The organism is Thomasclavelia saccharogumia DSM 17460 (assembly GCF_000686665.1).
GTDB lineage: Bacteria > Bacillota_I > Bacilli_A > Erysipelotrichales > Coprobacillaceae > Thomasclavelia > Thomasclavelia saccharogumia.
In genome coordinates this window covers 1-18,244 of record NZ_JMLH01000034.1, presented here as the reverse complement: position 1 = coordinate 18,244, position 18,244 = coordinate 1, and the positions used below count along the sequence as shown (strand labels likewise).

Below are 18,244 nucleotides of genomic sequence, written 5' to 3'. Positions count from 1 at the left end.
ATCCTAATTTGACGAAAAACAATTGTGAGTATATACTAAAGACGATAAAATATATATGTTTTATTAAATGATGTTTAACGTATGAGGGTGAATATTAATGAAAATAACAGATTTATTGGTTATGAAAGAAATAGATATACTTGCTGGTCGTATCAATAAGGATGAGGTCATTGATCATTTACTTAATTTGATGGAGATCAGTGACCAAGAGATTTATAAACAAGGAATTGTTGAAACGGCTACGAAAATGGGTGAAGAAACTTTAGTTTTTTATGTACCAGTGGACAAAGAACCAAGGTTATCAGTAGTAGTTGTTAAAGATAATGTTTTAGAAAGTTTGCCAGAAAAATTATTTTTTATGATAACAGTACCTAAAAATGATGTTGATATTTTAACTAAAATATTAACGCTTTTATCAAAAATGGTGAAAGAACGCAAATTTGAAGAACAATTAATTAATGCACAAGATCCTGAAAAAATTATAACTTTAATTAAAGAATTTGAAAGTTATGATCTTTTGATCGTTAATACTGATGCAGTAAATATTAAGGCAGTTGAGAATTTAAAAATCAAAGCTGAAGAAATGAATATTTCTTTTAAAATAGAAAGTAATGATATAGAAGCTAAAGATGCTTTAACTAAAGAAGCGTTAGAAAAAATACGATGTGTTATTATTGTTGGTGCTGGACAAGTAGAAATGTCAAGATTTGATGGTAAACCAGTAATGATGATAAAAGATGTTAAAAATATCGATGAAGCCAAAACTTTATTGTATCAGGCTGTAAATGAAGAAATAGATATTTTTCATTATCAGAATGAAGTAAAGAAACCAGTAAAGGCATATCGAATCATTTTAAAACGAATGTATCAGCAATTAAGCAGGGGAATTGATAAGATCTTACCGGTGTTAATGGGATCAGGTGCTTTGATATCGATTGCAACATTAGCTGTATCCTATAATTTGTTTGGGATATCTTCTTTGGTAGATAATGTCTGGATAGCTAATAGTTATGTGTTTGGTAATGCGATTCAAGGGATGATCGCTGCTCTTTTAGCTGGATTCATTGGTCAAACGATAGCGAAGCAGGCTGGGTTTGCAACGGGGTTTAGCTGTGGTGTCGCGACGCAGTTAAATGTTATTTATTTAAATGATGTAAATAATCCAGGGTTATTAGGAGGAATCATTGCTGGTTTTATAGGTGGTTATGCAGTAATACTTTTACAAAAATCATGTAAAAGAATTTCTGATAAATTTGATGAAGTAAAATCAGCAGTTATTTACCCACTATTTTCAATTGTTTTTGCTGGAATGATTACATATTTAATTAGTCCTTATATAGGAATATTTAATCATACGATCAGTAACTTTATTAGTGATATGAATTTAGGCTTTAAATTAATTTTAGGCATGGCTGTAGGGGCAATGATGGCAATAGGTGGACCTGTTAATAAAATAGGTTATATCTTGGAAATTAGTCAAATATTGGAAGGAAATTATGATGTTATGGCAGCAATTATGGCTGCCGGAATGGCTCCAGCTTTAGCAATAGCATTTGCAACTACTTTGTTTGAAAGTAAGTTTTCTATTGCGGAAAAGAAATTAGGACGAGAAAATTTTTTAATGGGGTTTGCATTTGTTTCTAAAGGGATTCACCCTTTTATTCAAAAAGAACCGCAATTAGTTACCATTACATGTATTATTGCTTCAGTAATTGCTGGGGGATTATCAATGGTATATAACTGTGGAGTTATGGTTCCTTGCGGTGGTATTTTTGTTTTACCATTAATAGCACATCCCTTAAGGTTTCTTATTGCCTTATTGGCAGGAATGATTTGTGGTGGGACTGTTTATGGATTATGGAGAGAGGCAGGCGATGAATAATGAAAAAATATATATTTTTTGATATTGATGGAACACTTACTGATAATAGAACCGGTAAAATTGTTCCAAGTGCTAGAGAAGCTTTAGATAAATTAAGAAAAAATGGACATTTTGTTGCTATTGCAACAGGTAGAGCATATTATAAAGCAAAAGATTTTTTGAAAGAAGCCGGATTAAGAAATATGGTTTGTAATGGGGGAAATGGAATTGTGATCAATCATGAATTGATTAGAAATGCCCCGCTTGATCATGCTAAAGCTTTAGCAGTTATTAATGAGGCTGAAAACTTAGGATATGGTATTTTAGTGGCTCCATATGATAGTAAAGATGTTGTTAGTAAAAATATGTTATTTTTTAAACAGGCTGGATTTCGTAAAGAACCGACTCGTTATTTAATTAATGATAAAATAGATTATGCAAAGTTAGAAAATATTTATAAGATCTATATTTCTATACCTAGTGATGAAGAAGCTAAATTAACTTTAAAAAATACTTTAGGATCGTTACGGTTTGAAAAAGAATATTTAATGTTTCAGCCCGATGATAAGAAAAAAGGAATCATTGAAATGGTTGATTTAATGGGTGGCTGTTTAGATGATGTGGTTGTTTTTGGGGACGATTATAATGATTTAGTAATGTTTGATGAACGTTTTTATAAGATTGCAATGGGTAATGCTTGTGACGCGTTAAAATCAAAAGCAGATTATATTACAAACAGCAATATTAATGATGGAATCTATAATGCTTGTAAAGTTCATGGCTGGATCAAAGAATAAATTTTAATTAGTTCACATTTAATTCATACAACGGTGATAGGATAATAGTGTCGAAAGACAACCATAATAATATGTAAAATATATTAATCCCCTCATATATGTTTTACAACCCAAAATGATGGATGATTCCCTCTCCCATAAATCTCATCCATCATTTAGAAGCCTCCCCTGGCTTCTTTTTTAATGAGATGAAATAATTAGGAGGTTAAAAATGATTGAAAATATTATATTATCTAATGGTGTAAACATTCCTTTTGTTGGTATGGGCGTATTTAAGATTGACTGTGAAGAGCAGATGAAAGAGATCGTTAAAGATGCTATAGATTGTGGATATCGTTTATTTGATACAGCACAAATGTACAAAAATGAAAAAAGTCTTGGAACTGCATTACAAGCAGTGTCAATTAATCGTGAAGAATTATTTCTTATTAGTAAAGTAGATAATGAAAATCAGTGGTATGAACAAACGATAAAAAGTTTTGATCAAACTTTAAATGATTTACAGACTGATTATTTAGATGCGTTTTTAATTCATTGGCCGGGTCAAAATAAAGAACGTATTTTATCGACGTGGCAAGCGTTAGAAGAATTATATGAAAAAGGAAAAGTTAGAAGTATTGGGGTATGTAATTTTGAAATTTCACAATTAGAATTTCTTTTAGCAAATTGTCGTATTTCACCAATGATAAATCAGATCGAACATACACCTTTTCTCCATAATCAAGAATTATTAGCTTATTGTAGAAAAAATAACATTCAAGTTATGGCTTGGGGACCATTATTAAGAGGAAATTTAGAAGATCCAAAATTGCAAAAAATTGCTGATAAATATAACTGTAGTGTTGCTAAGCTTCTTTTACGATGGAATGTACAGCAAAATATCATTCCTATTCCTAAATCAAAAAATAAAGAACGAATGCAGTCAAATATCGATATTTTTTCTTTTTCTATCGATGAAGAAGATATGAAAATTTTAAATCATCTAAATAAAAATCAACGTACAAGTCATGATCCAAATACATTTGATTTTTAGGATCAAGCGAAGTAAAAAGGAAGAATTGTTTTATTGAAAATTTCAATAAATTAATTCTTCCTTATTTTGATGATTTAGAAGTTATGGGAATTGTTATACCAACATTAAATAATTTATTATCAGTATAAATATCAACAGTTCCTTGATATTTATAAACAATACTTTTTATTGATTCCAAACCAATACCATGCTGCTCAGGATCTTCTTTTAATGAAAGATATCTACTACCACTTTTTCTAATCTTGCCATTATAACTGTTTTTAAAAACTAGATAAAATGTATATTCAGTTTCTTTACTGTTGATTTGGATAAATTTATGCGTATCATTTTGATGAAGACAAGCTGTAATGCTGTTTTCTAATAAATTACCTAAAATGATACACCATTCCACATCATTTAATGGACTAGTTTCAGGTAGCGATAAATTAAGACTTAGTTTAATATTTTGTTTTCGACACAGTTCCACATAATATTGCAAAAGGGCATCAACAGCAACATTATTAGTAAAAATAATATTAAAATTATTATTAGAGCTATCAATAAATTCATTAGTATTACTAATATATTCGATGATATTTTTTTGATTAGTTTGTTTAGCCATATTATCGATTACTCTAAGATGTTGTTTAAAATCATGAATCAAACGTCTTTTTTCATCAATTACCTCTTTTATCTTGAGGGTATAAGCCTGCTGGATATCTAATTGTTTAGTTATTTGACGATATTCTTCAATAAAGGTTAGATTAAGAGTATAAGTTTTAATAATATTTTTCCAAAGCAAAACAGCAATTGAATATATTATTACTAAAATACCACCCTCAATAAAACGAATACCATAAATAGGTTCATAGTTTATAAAAATTCGATCCCATATACAGGCACAGGCAAAAAATATATCGCTGTAAAATAATAGATTAGCTTGTGAATGATCGTTTTTAACAGCAAAATAACTTGTAATTAAAAGGTAAGCAGCTAATAAGATTTTAAATAAAAAAATTAAATTAGAAAATAATGCAATAATACTAAGATCAAGATTTTTGGAATTTAAACAATAAAAAACAATCAATAAACAAAATAAACCTGTTGATATCATCGAAATCAAACCAGTTTTTTTATTTATATAACAAAGACGATTATGTAAGACAACAATCAATAACATCGCTAAATAACCAGATATTACTTCAAAAAAATACCAGGGGAAAATAGATGTAACAAACATGGTATGAATGATTGGATATGAAATAAAACCTAATGAAGTTAACGATAAAAGAAAAAAGATAAAAGTATTAGTCTGTTTACGAACAATACAAAAATATAATGAAAGAGCAGCTGTAATCAAGATGATCGTTATATTAATTAAATTTATCCCTAAATGAATAGCACGGACGTAGTTTAAACTAGTAGGATTTCCAAAAGCGGGCGGGTATACCATTCCACTATAAAAGTGGGAATAATTACTAACATTGATGATGATCGTGATCGTTCCTGATTGTTTAAAAGTAATCAATCTGTTGGCTGTTTTAGCTTCATAATTATTAGGATCAGGATTACCGATCGAAAGCATTTTTTCATCGTTGATATAGATAGTATAAGCCGAAAAAATTTCTGGAATATCAAGGGCATAAGTGTCTTCTTTAGGAAGTTTGATTCTTAAAACATAAGTACCTTTCCCGTAAGGATCGAAAACAGTACTTTCGCCAATTGTTACATCTTTCATGTAGAGATCAGGATCTCCATCCTGGAAATCTTTTGGACTTAATAGTACATCAGGGTAAAAAGACCAGCCGCGGCTAAGAAAATAAGCTGTATCTTCTTTAAAGTTATCTTTTGAAAGAATTAGTAATCCATTAGAAGCTTGTAAAGATTTTTGGCTATATTTATTATCAAAATGAAATAAAGTAATAAATAGAAGAGAAGAAACTATTATAATTGATAGTATTTTAAGATATTTGTTTAACATTTTTAAATCCTTTTTTTATAATAATAGATCCAATTATTATAATTAGAAATAAAATATAAGGTAAATAATTAGGTGCTGTCTTCTCTTGAAAATGTGTTATTTGATATAAACCAGGATAATCGGTTTTAAAAGTTGCTACTTTTAATTTAGAATCATATGTACCGTTATAATTACTGTCATTATTAGTAATTTTAACTTCAGTAACATTGTCTTCTAAAGTACAAGGAAACATTACTTTCATATCATCGAGTTTATCTATTTTTTGATCATTTATTTTTATTTTAAAACTAAAACTATAATCGTCAACTTTGGAAATATCAATTTCTAATAGATCAGAATCTTGAAGCTTGAGATCAGCAATCGTTGAACTAGGAATCGAAATAGTGATGCCATGTTTTGAAAATTTGAGACTATGATAACTATTTTCCTGCATTAGTGAGATACGATATCCTGATAAGATATCTTGATCATCTCCAAAATATTCGTTCTTAGCTAATTGATGGTTTTGATCTGCTGAAGCAGTATTGTTTTCACTTTCTTCAGGAACTGGAGCTGGTTGCTCTATTTCAGGTAATGGCGGGTTTTGACTGTCACCAGCATCACGATCACCACCGATATTCTCATAGACTGGTTTATCATGATCTTTATAGTATTGAATAATATTAGAAACATTTTGATCATTTTGAAAATAAAAATAATAATATTTATTTAGTGTCAGCCTGCTTTGACTTAATCTAAAAAAATTGCTAACGATAGTATCATCTAATATTTGCCATGATTTATTTTGCAGATCTTGATATGTTAGTTTTACAGCACTTTCAATATAAAAGACAGTAGTTTCATTTTGTTCTCGTTTTAACCAGGAAAAAGTAATATTTGAAGCATTATCACTTGTAATGAAAATATCAAAATTATTTGGATCACTTACACAAACAGAAAAAGTAATCGTTTTAATATCTTCATCAAGTATACATTCATCAGCACAGACATCATCCAGTTTTAAATTAAGGTAAACCGGATATGTTCCAGCTATGTTTAAATTAACATTGCTAATATCGATATTATCTATTACTACACGGGCATCAGCTGTATCATCATCGTTATAACCAGCGATATAGATCATTTTTTTATTTTCAACAAACTTATTAAAAGCATCATGATCGTTTAATGCTACGATAGTGCCAGTAGTAAGAATATCATAATTTGTAATTTTGGTGACGATCGGTTTAGTATTTTCAGGTTCTGTTTCATTGCTTAGAGCATAAACTATATTATTAGAAATCAGTAAAATCATACATATGATAGATATAATAATTTTTTTCATTTATTTACCATTCCTTCAAAAATATAGTGTCGAAATGTTTTTTCGATATTTTTTCTATTTCTAATACTAATAGGAATATTTTCGCTATTATCAAGAATAAAATAGGAATCGGCAGTTCTATTGATGTGTTCCATATTAACGACAATACCTCTAATACAGTTAATAAAGCGGGAATCATTTAATAATGGTTTGGTAATTTCTTTAAAAGAACCACTTACTTTAATAGTCTCATTAATTAAATGAATTCTTGTAGTTCGATTAGCAATATCAATATATAAGATATCACCGGTATTTATTTTGACTTCAATTCGAGAAGTCTTTACTTTGATATAAGGGACATCGTATTTAGGAAATATTTGACAAAATTCCATTGCCTGTAAAAATGATCGATCGTCTATAGGTTTAACTAAATAGTAAGTCGCATGAACAGAGTAACTTTCAAGCGCAAATTCATTTGATATTGTAAGAAAAATGAGTTTGCATTTTTTATCTTGTTGATATATTTGTTTTGCGGCTTCCATACCGTTTATTTTATCTAAAAAAACATCCATAAAAATAATATCATAAAAATCAGGCACGAATTCTTTTAAGAATGTTTCAGCATTTTTATATGTAAAAATGGAGTAAGCAATTTTTTTATCAGCAAAATAATTATCCAATTTTTTTACTAAAATATTTTGATCTGTTTCTTGATCATCAATAATTGCAATTTTCATAGATTACCTCCTCAAGGTTAATTTATAGTAATAGTTTAAATAATTTATTTAATAAAAGCAAATATTATTTATGTTAAGTTTTGCTGTATTTATTTTAAACTTAACAGGTATCAAAAAATAGATAAATACGTTAAATTTTATCGAAATATTTTAATAAAAGATAAATTATTTGTATTATTTTATTTAAATTAAAAAAATGATGTATTTGAAACAAAAAAGTTGCGTCTTGCGCAAAAGCTATACAAATTAAAATATTTTTTTATTAAAATAAATACAGATTAATTAATCATGTCAAAAAGAATTGCAATTTTATTCTAATATTTATAAATGGAGGAATTGATGAAAATGTTAAAAAAACAAATAATAAGAAAATCTCTTTTAGCAGCATTTGTTTCATTGTGTATGATGTTTTCCCTGTCTTCAACAATGATTTTTGCAATTGAAAATGAAACGGGTGACTCATTAACAGAGAATGAAACAGCACCAGCAGCTAGTGTTACTATTGGAGATGAAACAATTATTTATAGTTATGGATCAAATGAAAGTTATGCATCGTCTGATGAGGCATTGCTTGCTGCCTGGAAGTCTGCTCAAGGTAAAACAGCTACAGTCACTTTATTAGAAAGTGTAAGATTGTCTTATTCAAATAAATTAGAAGTTACTAAAGACAGTGATATTACATTAAAGATGAATAATAATGCAACAATTACTGGCTATGGTCAAACGGTTAATACTGGTTTGATTCATGTTGATGGAGGTAGTTTAAAACTTGTAGGAGGAACAGTTGCAGGATTTGGAGAAAATACTAATGGTATATTTGTAACTAATAATGGAAATGTTTCAATTTATGACAACAGTACAATCCAAGTTAGTGGAAGTTCTAATTGCATTGGAGTGTATGTAGATAATGGACAAATTGAACTTAATGATACGCAAATTGTTATTAATAGCGCAAGTGGAGCAGGAATATATGCAAGTGGAAGTAATAGTAAGGTTGTAGCTAATAATTGTTCGATCACAGCTGCTGGTAACTGTAATGGTGTAAAAGCAGAAAATAGTAGTAATATTACAATTAATAATAGTAGAATCGCTGGAAATGCATGTGATATAAATTTAGAAAGTAGTAGTGTTGCTAAAATTACTGACAGTACATTTACTAGCCCAGGAATTTCAGCAAAGATAAATGACAGTGCGATAGAAATAGTTAATAGTACTTTTACTAAAAATTTAAATGTAAGTGATAATAGTGAGGTTATTATTAACGGAAGTAGTGGTACTGCTGCGCGTGGTTTTGATGTTATAAATGTAAATGGAAGTAACAATGATATACAAATCATTGATAGTGAAATTAGTAGTAATATTAATAGTGGTAATGGTGTTGGCTTAGCGGGTACAGATAACAAAATTACAATTACTAATAGTAGTATTATTGGTAGTAGTATAGATTATGGTGTTATTGACTATAATAATTCTTCAAATACTGTGATAACGGTTACAAATAGTAAATTACGCGGTGTGTGTATATTAGGTTCAAATGTTGATGTTACAATTGATGATAGTGAAATCAATAATGATAACAGTTATACAGTATGTATCCAGGCGACTACAGGGAATGTAGAATTAAATGGATGTACAATTGATGGTGGAAACAATAATAGTTTTGCGGTATTATCTACGGTTGAAAATTGTATGATTAATGATTGTACAATTACTGGAACCGCTCATGGTGTAAATAGATCCGCTGGTAAAGTTACTATTAGTGATACAATCATTACTGCTAGTGAACATATTGTATTTAATACCTCTGGATCAGTAAAAGATATGTTAGCTTCAGGTAATGCATATTATGATAGTGACAATAAATTGATTACAGAAGGATTAGATAGTGGAAGTTTATCTGGACCAGCAACAATAAGTGTAAAAAAATGTAGTCATAATTATATATATACTGATAATGAAAATGAATTTCATACACGTCATTGCCAAGTATGTGATGATGCAATAACATTAGCTCATGTTTATGAAAATGGTAAATGTAAGCATTGTGGTGCCCAAAAAGAAACTGTTAACTATAATTTAAATGTTTATATCGATAATGAATTAGATAATACCCAAACAACAACATATGAAGAGGGAACAGCAGTCATAGTTAAAGCTAAATCAGTAAGTGGTAGAAAATTTTCTCATTGGGCGCTTAATACTCCTAATGGTAGTGTATTAAGCAGTAATGAAAATTATGCATTTCGCTTAACTGGTAATATGTCAGTTTATGCGGTTTATGTAGATGAATCTGAGACAGTAGAAAAATTACCACAAGTTGCAGTAACAGATGTTCATACTTCAGGTAGCAAAATTGCGTATGAAATTACACGTTCGGTTCCATCAGGCTATACTGTTGTAGAAACAGGTGTGCTATATGGTACTAGTACTAGTGTATTAGGTAATGGTGTGGCAGATGAGAATTTGAAATTTGCGGATAGTAATACTAATGGTGCTACTACGGATTTAAAAGCAAAAGTGTATAAAAGAGCATTTAGCTCTAAATCATCAGCAGGAAGTACTATTTGGTATCTTAATGTTGGTACAACAGTAGATCGTGCTGTTTATGTAAGAGGTTATGTTGTAGTTAAGGATTCAAAAGGTCAGTATCACTATGTTTATAGTGATGTAATTGATAAGACATATCAGCAGGTAGCTAATGGTGATAATGGAATAAGTTAAGAAAAATTATTTTATTGATCGATAAATAAAATTGAAAGAGAGGTGGAAATATTGAAAAAGGAATCATATGTATCTCCAGAAATAGATATCGTTTGCTTTGAAGTCAAAGATATTATTACAACTAGTAATCTTGGTGAATATGGTGGAGATGATGAGGCTATATTTGATGATTAAATTTAAATCAATCAAATAGACGGCAGTAAATGCCGTCTATTTATTAAATTAATGAATTATTAAGCTTTATATGTTTTAGGGTGATATGAAAAAAGATTTCTATTAGTAATTATAGAAATCTTTTATACTATGAGATAAAACTGACATTTACTTTATTATTTGATATATTCCCAACTGCTTTCAACCTTGGGTTGTGATAAAATATACTAATTCTCCCATTTCTTTTGGGCTCATGGGAATATCTTCAAGGATCCATTGGCGAATCATATAATAGGCACCATTAGTTAGAAAGGTTGTTATTAGCTTTTTTTTATCTTTATTTTTAGTATAAGATGAAATCTGATCATAAATTGTTTTAACATGTGCTGCGTTCATTAGTAAAACAGCAAAATCAGAAGTAGTATCATCGTTACGAAATAGAAGCTGGAACAATTTACGATGTTCAGATATATAGATACATAATGTTTCAAAGCGTTTATCCAATGCCAAGTTTTTTTCTGTTTCATCTTCTTTTGTCCAAATTTCATCTAAATCATTAACCACACTATTTTCAATATCCAGTAAAACATCAGCTGGACATCCATAATGATTATAGAAAGTCGAACGATTGATTTCTGCCATGTTACATAGTTCAACGATTGTAATATTTTGGATGTTTTTTTCTTCCATTAGTACAAGGAGTGTTTCTTTTAATAAACGTTTTGTTAAGGCAACTCTTTGATTTTCTTTCGTTTTCATTGTATCCTCCTGTTTTTGTAAATTCGACAAAAAGGCTGTTCTTGTTGTTATTGCACCATTTTAAAATCATCTGTTTGTTGCAAATACGACATGTGTTTATTATAATATAAAAGAAATAAGCTTGTCAAATAGTGCAAAGTATGTATAAAAATATTATTATTAATTTAAATAAGATTATTTATATACTGAAAAACAGTTTATTATAATAAGAAAGGGGAAAATAAAATGAATGAGGTAAAAAAGCCCAAAAAACCAATAATTTATTATTACTTTATTGTATTGTTGGTTATTGTCCTGTTTAACTTGTTGTTGATGCCAAGACTGGTTAAGCAGCAAATCAAGGAAACAGATTATGGTACTTTCATGACTATGACAGAAGAAGAGAATATTGGTCGAGTAGAAATACAGGATAATCAAATTCTTTTTACTGATAAAGAGGAAACTACTGTTTATAAAACAGGATTGATGAATGATCCAGGTTTAGTTGAACGTTTAAAAGATTCTGGTGCTGTTTTTTCCAGTGAAATTGTAGAAGAGACTTCGCCATGGCTTTCATTTATGTTGACGTGGATCTTGCCATTAGTTATTTTTGGCGCTATTGGTCAGTTTATGTCAAAGAAGATGATGGATAAACTTGGCGGTGGTCCTAATTCTATGATGTTTAATATGGGCAAAAGTAATGCTAAAGTTTATATTAAGTCTTCAGATGGGATCAAATTTTCTGATGTAGCAGGAGAAGATGAAGCAAAGGAAAATTTAACAGAAATTGTGGATTATTTGCATAATCCAAATAAATATAAAGAAATTGGAGCTTCTATGCCTAAAGGTATTTTACTTGTTGGGCCACCAGGTACTGGTAAAACGATGTTAGCAAAAGCAGTAGCTGGTGAAGCCGATGTACCATTCTTTTCTATGTCGGGTTCAGAATTCGTAGAAATGTTTGTTGGTATGGGTGCTTCGAAAGTACGTGATCTTTTTAAACAGGCTAAAGAAAAAGCTCCTTGTATCGTGTTTATTGACGAAATTGATGCTATTGGTCAAAAAAGAAATACTGGTGGTATGGGTGGTAACGATGAAAGGGAACAGACTTTAAATCAGCTTTTGACAGAAATGGATGGTTTTGAAGGAAATAGTGGTGTTATTATCTTAGCTGCGACTAATAGACCGGAGTCTTTAGATTCAGCTCTTACACGTCCTGGTCGTTTCGATCGCCGGGTACCCGTTGAATTGCCTGATTTGAAAGGCCGTGAAGAAATTCTTAAGGTTCATGCGAAAAAAATCAAAGTTGCCCAAAATATAGATTTTAGTACAGTTGCGCGAATGGCATCTGGGGCTTCTGGTGCAGAATTAGCGAATATCGTAAATGAAGCAGCATTGCGTGCTGTACGTGATGGTCGCAAGTATGTTACGCAGCTTGATCTTGAGGAATCAATCGAAGTTATTATTGCTGGATATCAGAAAAAGAATGCGATTCTCACTGATCATGAAAAACTAGTAGTTGCTTACCATGAAATCGGTCATGCTTTAGTTGCTGCTAAACAGACGCATTCAGCGCCAGTACAAAAAATCACGATCGTTCCTCGTACTTCTGGGGCTTTGGGTTATACTATGCAGGTAGATGAGGGTAATCATTACCTGATGACTAAAGAAGAACTTGAAACAAAGATTGCTACTTATACAGGTGGTAGAGCTGCTGAAGAAATTGTATTTCAGTCAATCAGTACAGGGGCTTCTAATGATATAGAGCAGGCTACTAAGCTGGCTCGTGCTATGTTGACTCGATATGGTATGAGTGAAAATTTTGATATGGTGGCGTTAGAAACTGTATCAAATCAATATTTAGGTGGTGATGCTTCATTAGCTTGTTCAGCTGAATTACAGGCAAAAATAGATTATCAGGTGATTGATCTAGTGAAAACACAGCATGAAAAAGCAAAGCGGATTTTATTGGAAAATCGAGGTAAATTAGATGAATTATCACGCTTTCTTTATGAAAAAGAGACTATTACTGGTGATGAATTTATGGAGATTTTGAATAAGTAATATTTGATGACAGCTTTTAATCTAAAAATTGTTATGTTATTAATATAAAAGAAAAAGGGATTTTTATATCAAAAAATCCCTTTTTGCTATTATGTTTATTCTTTGTGGTATGAGAGTAATGCGGTTATTTATAAATTGGTGTATATACAGAGAATTATTTTAAAGTTTTAGTGTTTATCATAAAAAAGATAAAATTGTTAATAAAAAGTGAAAATAATGTAAGCGCTTTTATAGTATTATATAGTATATAATAACGGATAAACGTTATCTTATTTTTATATAGAATAGGGGGCTGGTAATTAGGAAAAAAGTATGTTTTAGGAAAGTAAATAAGAAGGAGGATATGTAATGAAAAAATTTATAAAAAAAGCAGGGTTGATGCTGTTAGTACTATCATTATTTTTCACTTCTGCAAATTTTAGAGTCTACGCATTTGATAATGATCAACTGCTATATGTAGATTTTGATGAAAATGTTGAGGATAAATCCGGAAGTGGAAATAATGGTACGATTCAGGGAAATCCAGAATATGTTGATGGGGTAAAAGGTAAAGCACTGCATATTGTTAATAGCAATGGCAGTACAAGCGAAGTAGCTAATCAATATGTTGATTTTGGTAACAGTATTAAATTTACGAATAAAGATTTTGCTATTTCTTTTTGGTATCAAAGTGATAATGGAGTTAGTGCTGGAGGAGCATTGATTTCTAATAAAAATTTTGATTCTGGAAGTAATGCGGGATTAAATATTGGTGATTTTAATACGGGCTTAAGAGTGAATTTTACACCCGCAAATAGTAGCCGTTATGATGTTTATAATTTTGCGCCAATAGATGGTATATGGCATCATGTCGTAGTTAATTTTGATCGTGATGGTACGATTGATACTTATTTAGATAATCAGTTTATTAAATCTACAGATATTTCAAATGAAGTTGATAAAAGTATTGATGTATCGAATTTTGTTGTTGGGGCAGATGGCTATTTTAAAAATGGTTTGAATGATGCTTATATTGATGAGTTAAAAGTTTATTCACGTTTAATGAATGAGACTGAAATAGCTGCAGAATATAATCTTAATGATGATGAAATCGTTCATTTAACTTTTGATGATGAAAACGCTAATGATGTTAGTGGTAATGAAAATCATGGAATAGCTTCTAATGTTACATATGCTGATGGTATTGCAGGTAAAGCTGCGCATATTGTTAATTCTAATGGAAGTTCCAGTGCTGAAGTTTCTTCATTTATTAATTTAGGGAATGCAGTAGCTTTAGGAACTGAAGATTTTACAATTAGTTTCTGGTATAAAACAAGTGCTGGAAATGAAGATGGCGGAACGATCATTTCTAATAAAGATTATGATAGCGGTGCTAATGATGGTTTTGCAATTGGAAGTTTTACTAACGAAATAAGAGCTAATCTAGCTTTTAATCGAAATCGTAAAGATATTAGATTTACAGCTATTGATGGTTCATGGCATCATAATGCTGTTGTTTTTGATCGCGATGGAATGATGTCTACTTATACTGATGGAATAAAAACAAGTGCTGTAGATATTTCGACTTTTAAAGATAATAGCTTGGATTTAGGTGATTTAGTCATTGGTGCGGATAGGAATAAATGTTATGGTTTATTAGACAGTTATATTGATGAAGTTAGAATTTTTAAAGCCGTAAAGTCTGATCAAGAAATCGAAAAGCTTTATGAAGAGTTTAAGGAACCAGATATAACACCAACTGGTGATATTTTGTTATCGGCATCATTTGATGATAATGCTGAAGATTTAAGTGGTAATGGAAATCATGGTAATATTGTTGGAAATGTAAGTTATGTTGCGGGAATAAAAGGGAAAGCGGTTCATATTATTAATTCTAATGGAAGTACAAGTGCTAAAGCTGAACAATATATTGATTTTGGTAATAAAATCAAGCTGGCAGACCAAGATTTTGCTCTATCATTCTGGTATCAAAGTGATAATGGAGTATCAAATGGCGGTGCGATGATTTCTAACAAAGATTTTAATTCTGGGGCAAATCCGGGATTTAATATCGGTGATTTCAATACGGGCCTAAGAGTGAATTTTACAGCTCAAGGCAGTAGTCGTAAAGATGTTTATAATTTTGCTCCAATTGATGGAGTTTGGCATTATGTAGTAGTTAATTTTGATCGCGATGGTTATATTGAAACCTTTGTTGATAATGTAGCTGCAGGGAAAACAGATATTTCTAGTGATAATGGTAAGTCAATCGATGTTGCTAATTTTGTTGTTGGTGCAGATGGTTACTTTAAAAATGGTTTAGATGATGCTTATCTTGATGAGTTAAAAGTATATTCTCGTTTAATGAGTAAAGATGAAATTAAAACGGAATATGATACAACATATTTACAATATGTTGTAAATGATGCGGATAAGTTTTATCAAGAAGCTGTTAAAAATGTTAAATATGATCAAGATAAATTAGCTGATTTAAATACTGCTATTGAAATTGGTAAAGCTGCCATTGAAACTGATGACTATAGTAATATTGAGATTTTAGTAAGTAACATTCAAAATAAATTAGCTTTGGTCAAAGATGGTGTTGAAGGTGTTGTTGATGGTCAGGTTTTATATTTAAGTTTTGATAATGAAAGTGTAGAAGATGAATCAGGACGCGAAAACCATGGTACAAGTGTAGGTAATGTAAGTTATGAATCAGGTGTAATTGGCAAAGCATTACATCTTCAAAATGATAATGGAAGTACGATGGAAATAGCTAAACAATATGTGAATTTTGGACAGCCTGATGATTTAAAATTTGGAACAGATGATTTTGCAATTTCATTTTGGTATAAAACAGTTAATGGCGGTGGTAATGAAGCAGCAATTATTTCTAATAAAGACTGGGCTACAGGCAGCAATGTAGGAATGAATATTGGAAACTTTGGTAATAGTATTAGAGTTAATTATACTGGATCTGGATGTAGTCGAGATGATATATATGGTTTAAGTGCTAATGATGATAATTGGCATTATATAGTTGTTAATTTTGACCGCGATAATGTAATTAGTGCTTATATTGATGGTAATTTAGAGAAAACAACAGATATTAAAGATACTTTTGGCAAGAGTATTGATGCTATTGATTTTGTAATTGGTGCCGATGGTAATAAAACTCAGGGAGTTAATGATGCATATCTTGATGAAGTAAGAGTCATGAAAAGATTATTTACGACTACAGAAATCGAGGAATATTATTTGCCATACCGTCTCCAAATGAAAATCGAAGATTATACAAATGTTTTAAATCAGGCTAAAGAAGATGGCTATGATGAAAGTAAAATAGCAGAATTTGAAAAAGTATTAGATGCAGTTAATGAAGAAAAAGTAAATGCTGATGCAGATACGATGCGAAAGTTGATCAAAAATCTTACTAATGCTTTTGATCGTTTCCAAACTACAGAAACACCAATAATGAGTTTCCAGGTTTTATCAGATGTTCATATTGATGGAACTGAAAAAGATAATCAATCAATATTAAATTTAGTTGATGCTTTAGAAGATATTGCAATGTTAGATCCAACAAGTTCAGCAATCTTATTCCCAGGTGATTTCACTGATAATGGCTCAGAAGCACAGTATAAAGCATTTTATGATATTGTTGAAGAATATAACTTTACTAAGAGTATTATTGCTTTAGGAAATCATGATGTTCGCTGGCTATGTTCAGGAAGTGATCGTAATGAAGCTGGTGCAAATATTCCAACATGTAAATATGGTACTTCACCATTTATGGAAAGATATTTAAAATATAACACTCCTTATATGGATGGAGCCGAAGATCAGGCATATTTTGATACTTGGATCAATGATTATCATTTTATTACCCTTAATACGGAACAGGATTTAAAAGATAATGCGTATTTATCAAATGAACAATTAGATTGGTTAAAAGAAGTAATTAAAGAAAAATCAAGCATAGATAAACCTATTTTTATTCAAATTCATCAAACATTTGCAGGAACTGCAGATCATGAATCATTAGATTTGATTGGTGAACAAGAAGAAGCTTTAAAAGAAATTCTAAAAGATTATCCACAAGCTGTAATTTTTACAGGGCATGTTCATAATGGAATAAATTTAGCTAAAGTGCATCAAACAGAATATGGATATGTAGTTGATGTACCAGCATTTAAATATCAATCTTATGGTGATCCACGAGCTCAAATTGGTTACCAGGTAAATGTTTTTGAAGATAAAGTTGAAATTAGACCACGAGATTATAAAAATGATGTTTGGTTAGATGAATATAAAACAGATATTCCTTTGGCTAAAAAAGTAATCGATTATACTGAATTACAAGAAGCAATCAATGAAGCTAATGATATTCTTACAAAAACTGATCTATATACTAAAGAATCACTAGATCAATATGCTTTAGAAGTAAATAAAGCAAATGATGTTTTAAATAATTTGGAAGCTACTCAGGAAGAAATAGACAATGCAGTAAAATCTTTAAAAGAAGCTTATAATAATTTAAAATTAATAGAAACTATAACTACTGATAAATTAGCATTATCAATAGCTGTAGAAATGGCAAATAACGTAACTGAAGAACAGTTAGCTAATGTTGTTCCTGTTGTCGTTGATGAATTTAAAGCAGCGTTACAAGAAGCAAATATGGTTTTAAATGATGACAGTGTCAGTCAGGAAACAGTCAATGCTTCATTTACACGTTTATCAAAAGTAATGCAGATGCTGGAATTTGTAAAAGGTGATAAGGGCGAATTAGAAGCCTTGATCAATGAAGCAAACAGTTACGTTGAAAAAGACTATACATCAGCTTCATGGACAGCATTTAAAGAAGCCTTAGAAGCAGCAAATACAGTAATGAATAA

General features: G+C 30.2%; 11 protein-coding genes. 7 read left to right on the top strand and 4 right to left on the bottom strand.

Annotation, left to right across the window (positions count from 1 at the left end; genetic code table 11):
• Positions 1 to 97: 97 nt before the first annotated feature.
• The 3 genes from BR82_RS0108665 to BR82_RS0108655 all read left to right on the top strand — a co-directional run bounded on the left by BR82_RS0108665 (position 98) and on the right by BR82_RS0108655 (position 3,691).
• Complete coding sequence (locus BR82_RS0108665) at positions 98 to 1,882, top strand: fructose-specific PTS transporter subunit EIIC (RefSeq protein ID WP_027089868.1); 1,785 nt, start codon at positions 98 to 100, stop codon at positions 1,880 to 1,882.
• Positions 1,879 to 2,658, top strand: coding sequence for an HAD-IIB family hydrolase (locus BR82_RS0108660; RefSeq protein WP_027089867.1), 780 nt, complete (start codon positions 1,879 to 1,881; stop codon positions 2,656 to 2,658). The genes BR82_RS0108665 and BR82_RS0108660 overlap by 4 nt, the downstream gene beginning before the upstream one ends.
• A gap of 211 nt (positions 2,659 to 2,869) precedes the next feature.
• The gene (locus BR82_RS0108655; RefSeq protein ID WP_034864538.1) at positions 2,870 to 3,691 is read left to right on the top strand and encodes an aldo/keto reductase; all 822 of its coding nucleotides are present in this window, start codon (positions 2,870 to 2,872) and stop codon (positions 3,689 to 3,691) included.
• A 61-nt stretch (positions 3,692 to 3,752) separates the two neighbouring features.
• Here BR82_RS0108655 and BR82_RS0108650 read toward each other — a convergent pair whose 3' ends face one another.
• Genes BR82_RS0108650 through BR82_RS0108640 form a run of 3 tightly spaced genes read right to left on the bottom strand, consistent with a single transcriptional unit; the run spans position 3,753 to position 7,691 of the window.
• Positions 3,753 to 5,651 carry a sensor histidine kinase gene (locus BR82_RS0108650; protein ID WP_027089865.1) on the bottom strand — a complete coding sequence of 633 codons (1,899 nt, stop codon included), beginning with the start codon at positions 5,649 to 5,651 and terminating at the stop codon, positions 3,753 to 3,755.
• Positions 5,632 to 6,975: a hypothetical protein gene (locus BR82_RS0108645; protein ID WP_027089864.1), complete on the bottom strand. Its 1,344-nt coding sequence runs from the start codon at positions 6,973 to 6,975 to the stop codon at positions 5,632 to 5,634. Before BR82_RS0108645 ends, BR82_RS0108650 begins: the two co-directional genes overlap by 20 nt.
• Positions 6,972 to 7,691, bottom strand: coding sequence for a LytR/AlgR family response regulator transcription factor (locus BR82_RS0108640; protein ID WP_027089863.1), 720 nt, complete (start codon positions 7,689 to 7,691; stop codon positions 6,972 to 6,974). Before BR82_RS0108640 ends, BR82_RS0108645 begins: the two co-directional genes overlap by 4 nt.
• Positions 7,692 to 8,030: 339 nt before the next feature.
• Here BR82_RS0108640 and BR82_RS0108635 point away from each other — a divergent pair, with 339 nt between their 5' ends.
• Positions 8,031 to 10,412: an autotransporter outer membrane beta-barrel domain-containing protein gene (locus BR82_RS0108635; protein WP_027089862.1), complete on the top strand. Its 2,382-nt coding sequence runs from the start codon at positions 8,031 to 8,033 to the stop codon at positions 10,410 to 10,412.
• Between the two features lie 51 nt (positions 10,413 to 10,463).
• Positions 10,464 to 10,586, top strand: a complete 123-nt coding sequence (locus BR82_RS17815) for a hypothetical protein (RefSeq protein ID WP_261794268.1) — start codon at positions 10,464 to 10,466, stop codon at positions 10,584 to 10,586.
• 180 nt (positions 10,587 to 10,766) lie between these two features.
• On the opposite strand, the gene BR82_RS0108625 is transcribed toward BR82_RS17815, so the two are convergent.
• Positions 10,767 to 11,324, bottom strand: coding sequence for a TetR/AcrR family transcriptional regulator (locus tag BR82_RS0108625; RefSeq protein WP_027089861.1), 558 nt, complete (start codon positions 11,322 to 11,324; stop codon positions 10,767 to 10,769).
• A 225-nt stretch (positions 11,325 to 11,549) separates the two neighbouring features.
• On the opposite strand from BR82_RS0108625, the gene ftsH reads away from it, so the two are divergent.
• Complete coding sequence (gene ftsH / locus BR82_RS0108620; protein ID WP_027089860.1) at positions 11,550 to 13,367, top strand: ATP-dependent zinc metalloprotease FtsH; 1,818 nt, start codon at positions 11,550 to 11,552, stop codon at positions 13,365 to 13,367.
• 348 nt (positions 13,368 to 13,715) lie between these two features.
• Positions 13,716 to 18,244: LamG-like jellyroll fold domain-containing protein (locus BR82_RS15500; protein ID WP_034864535.1), on the top strand; the 4,529-nt coding region annotated here is incomplete at its 3' end.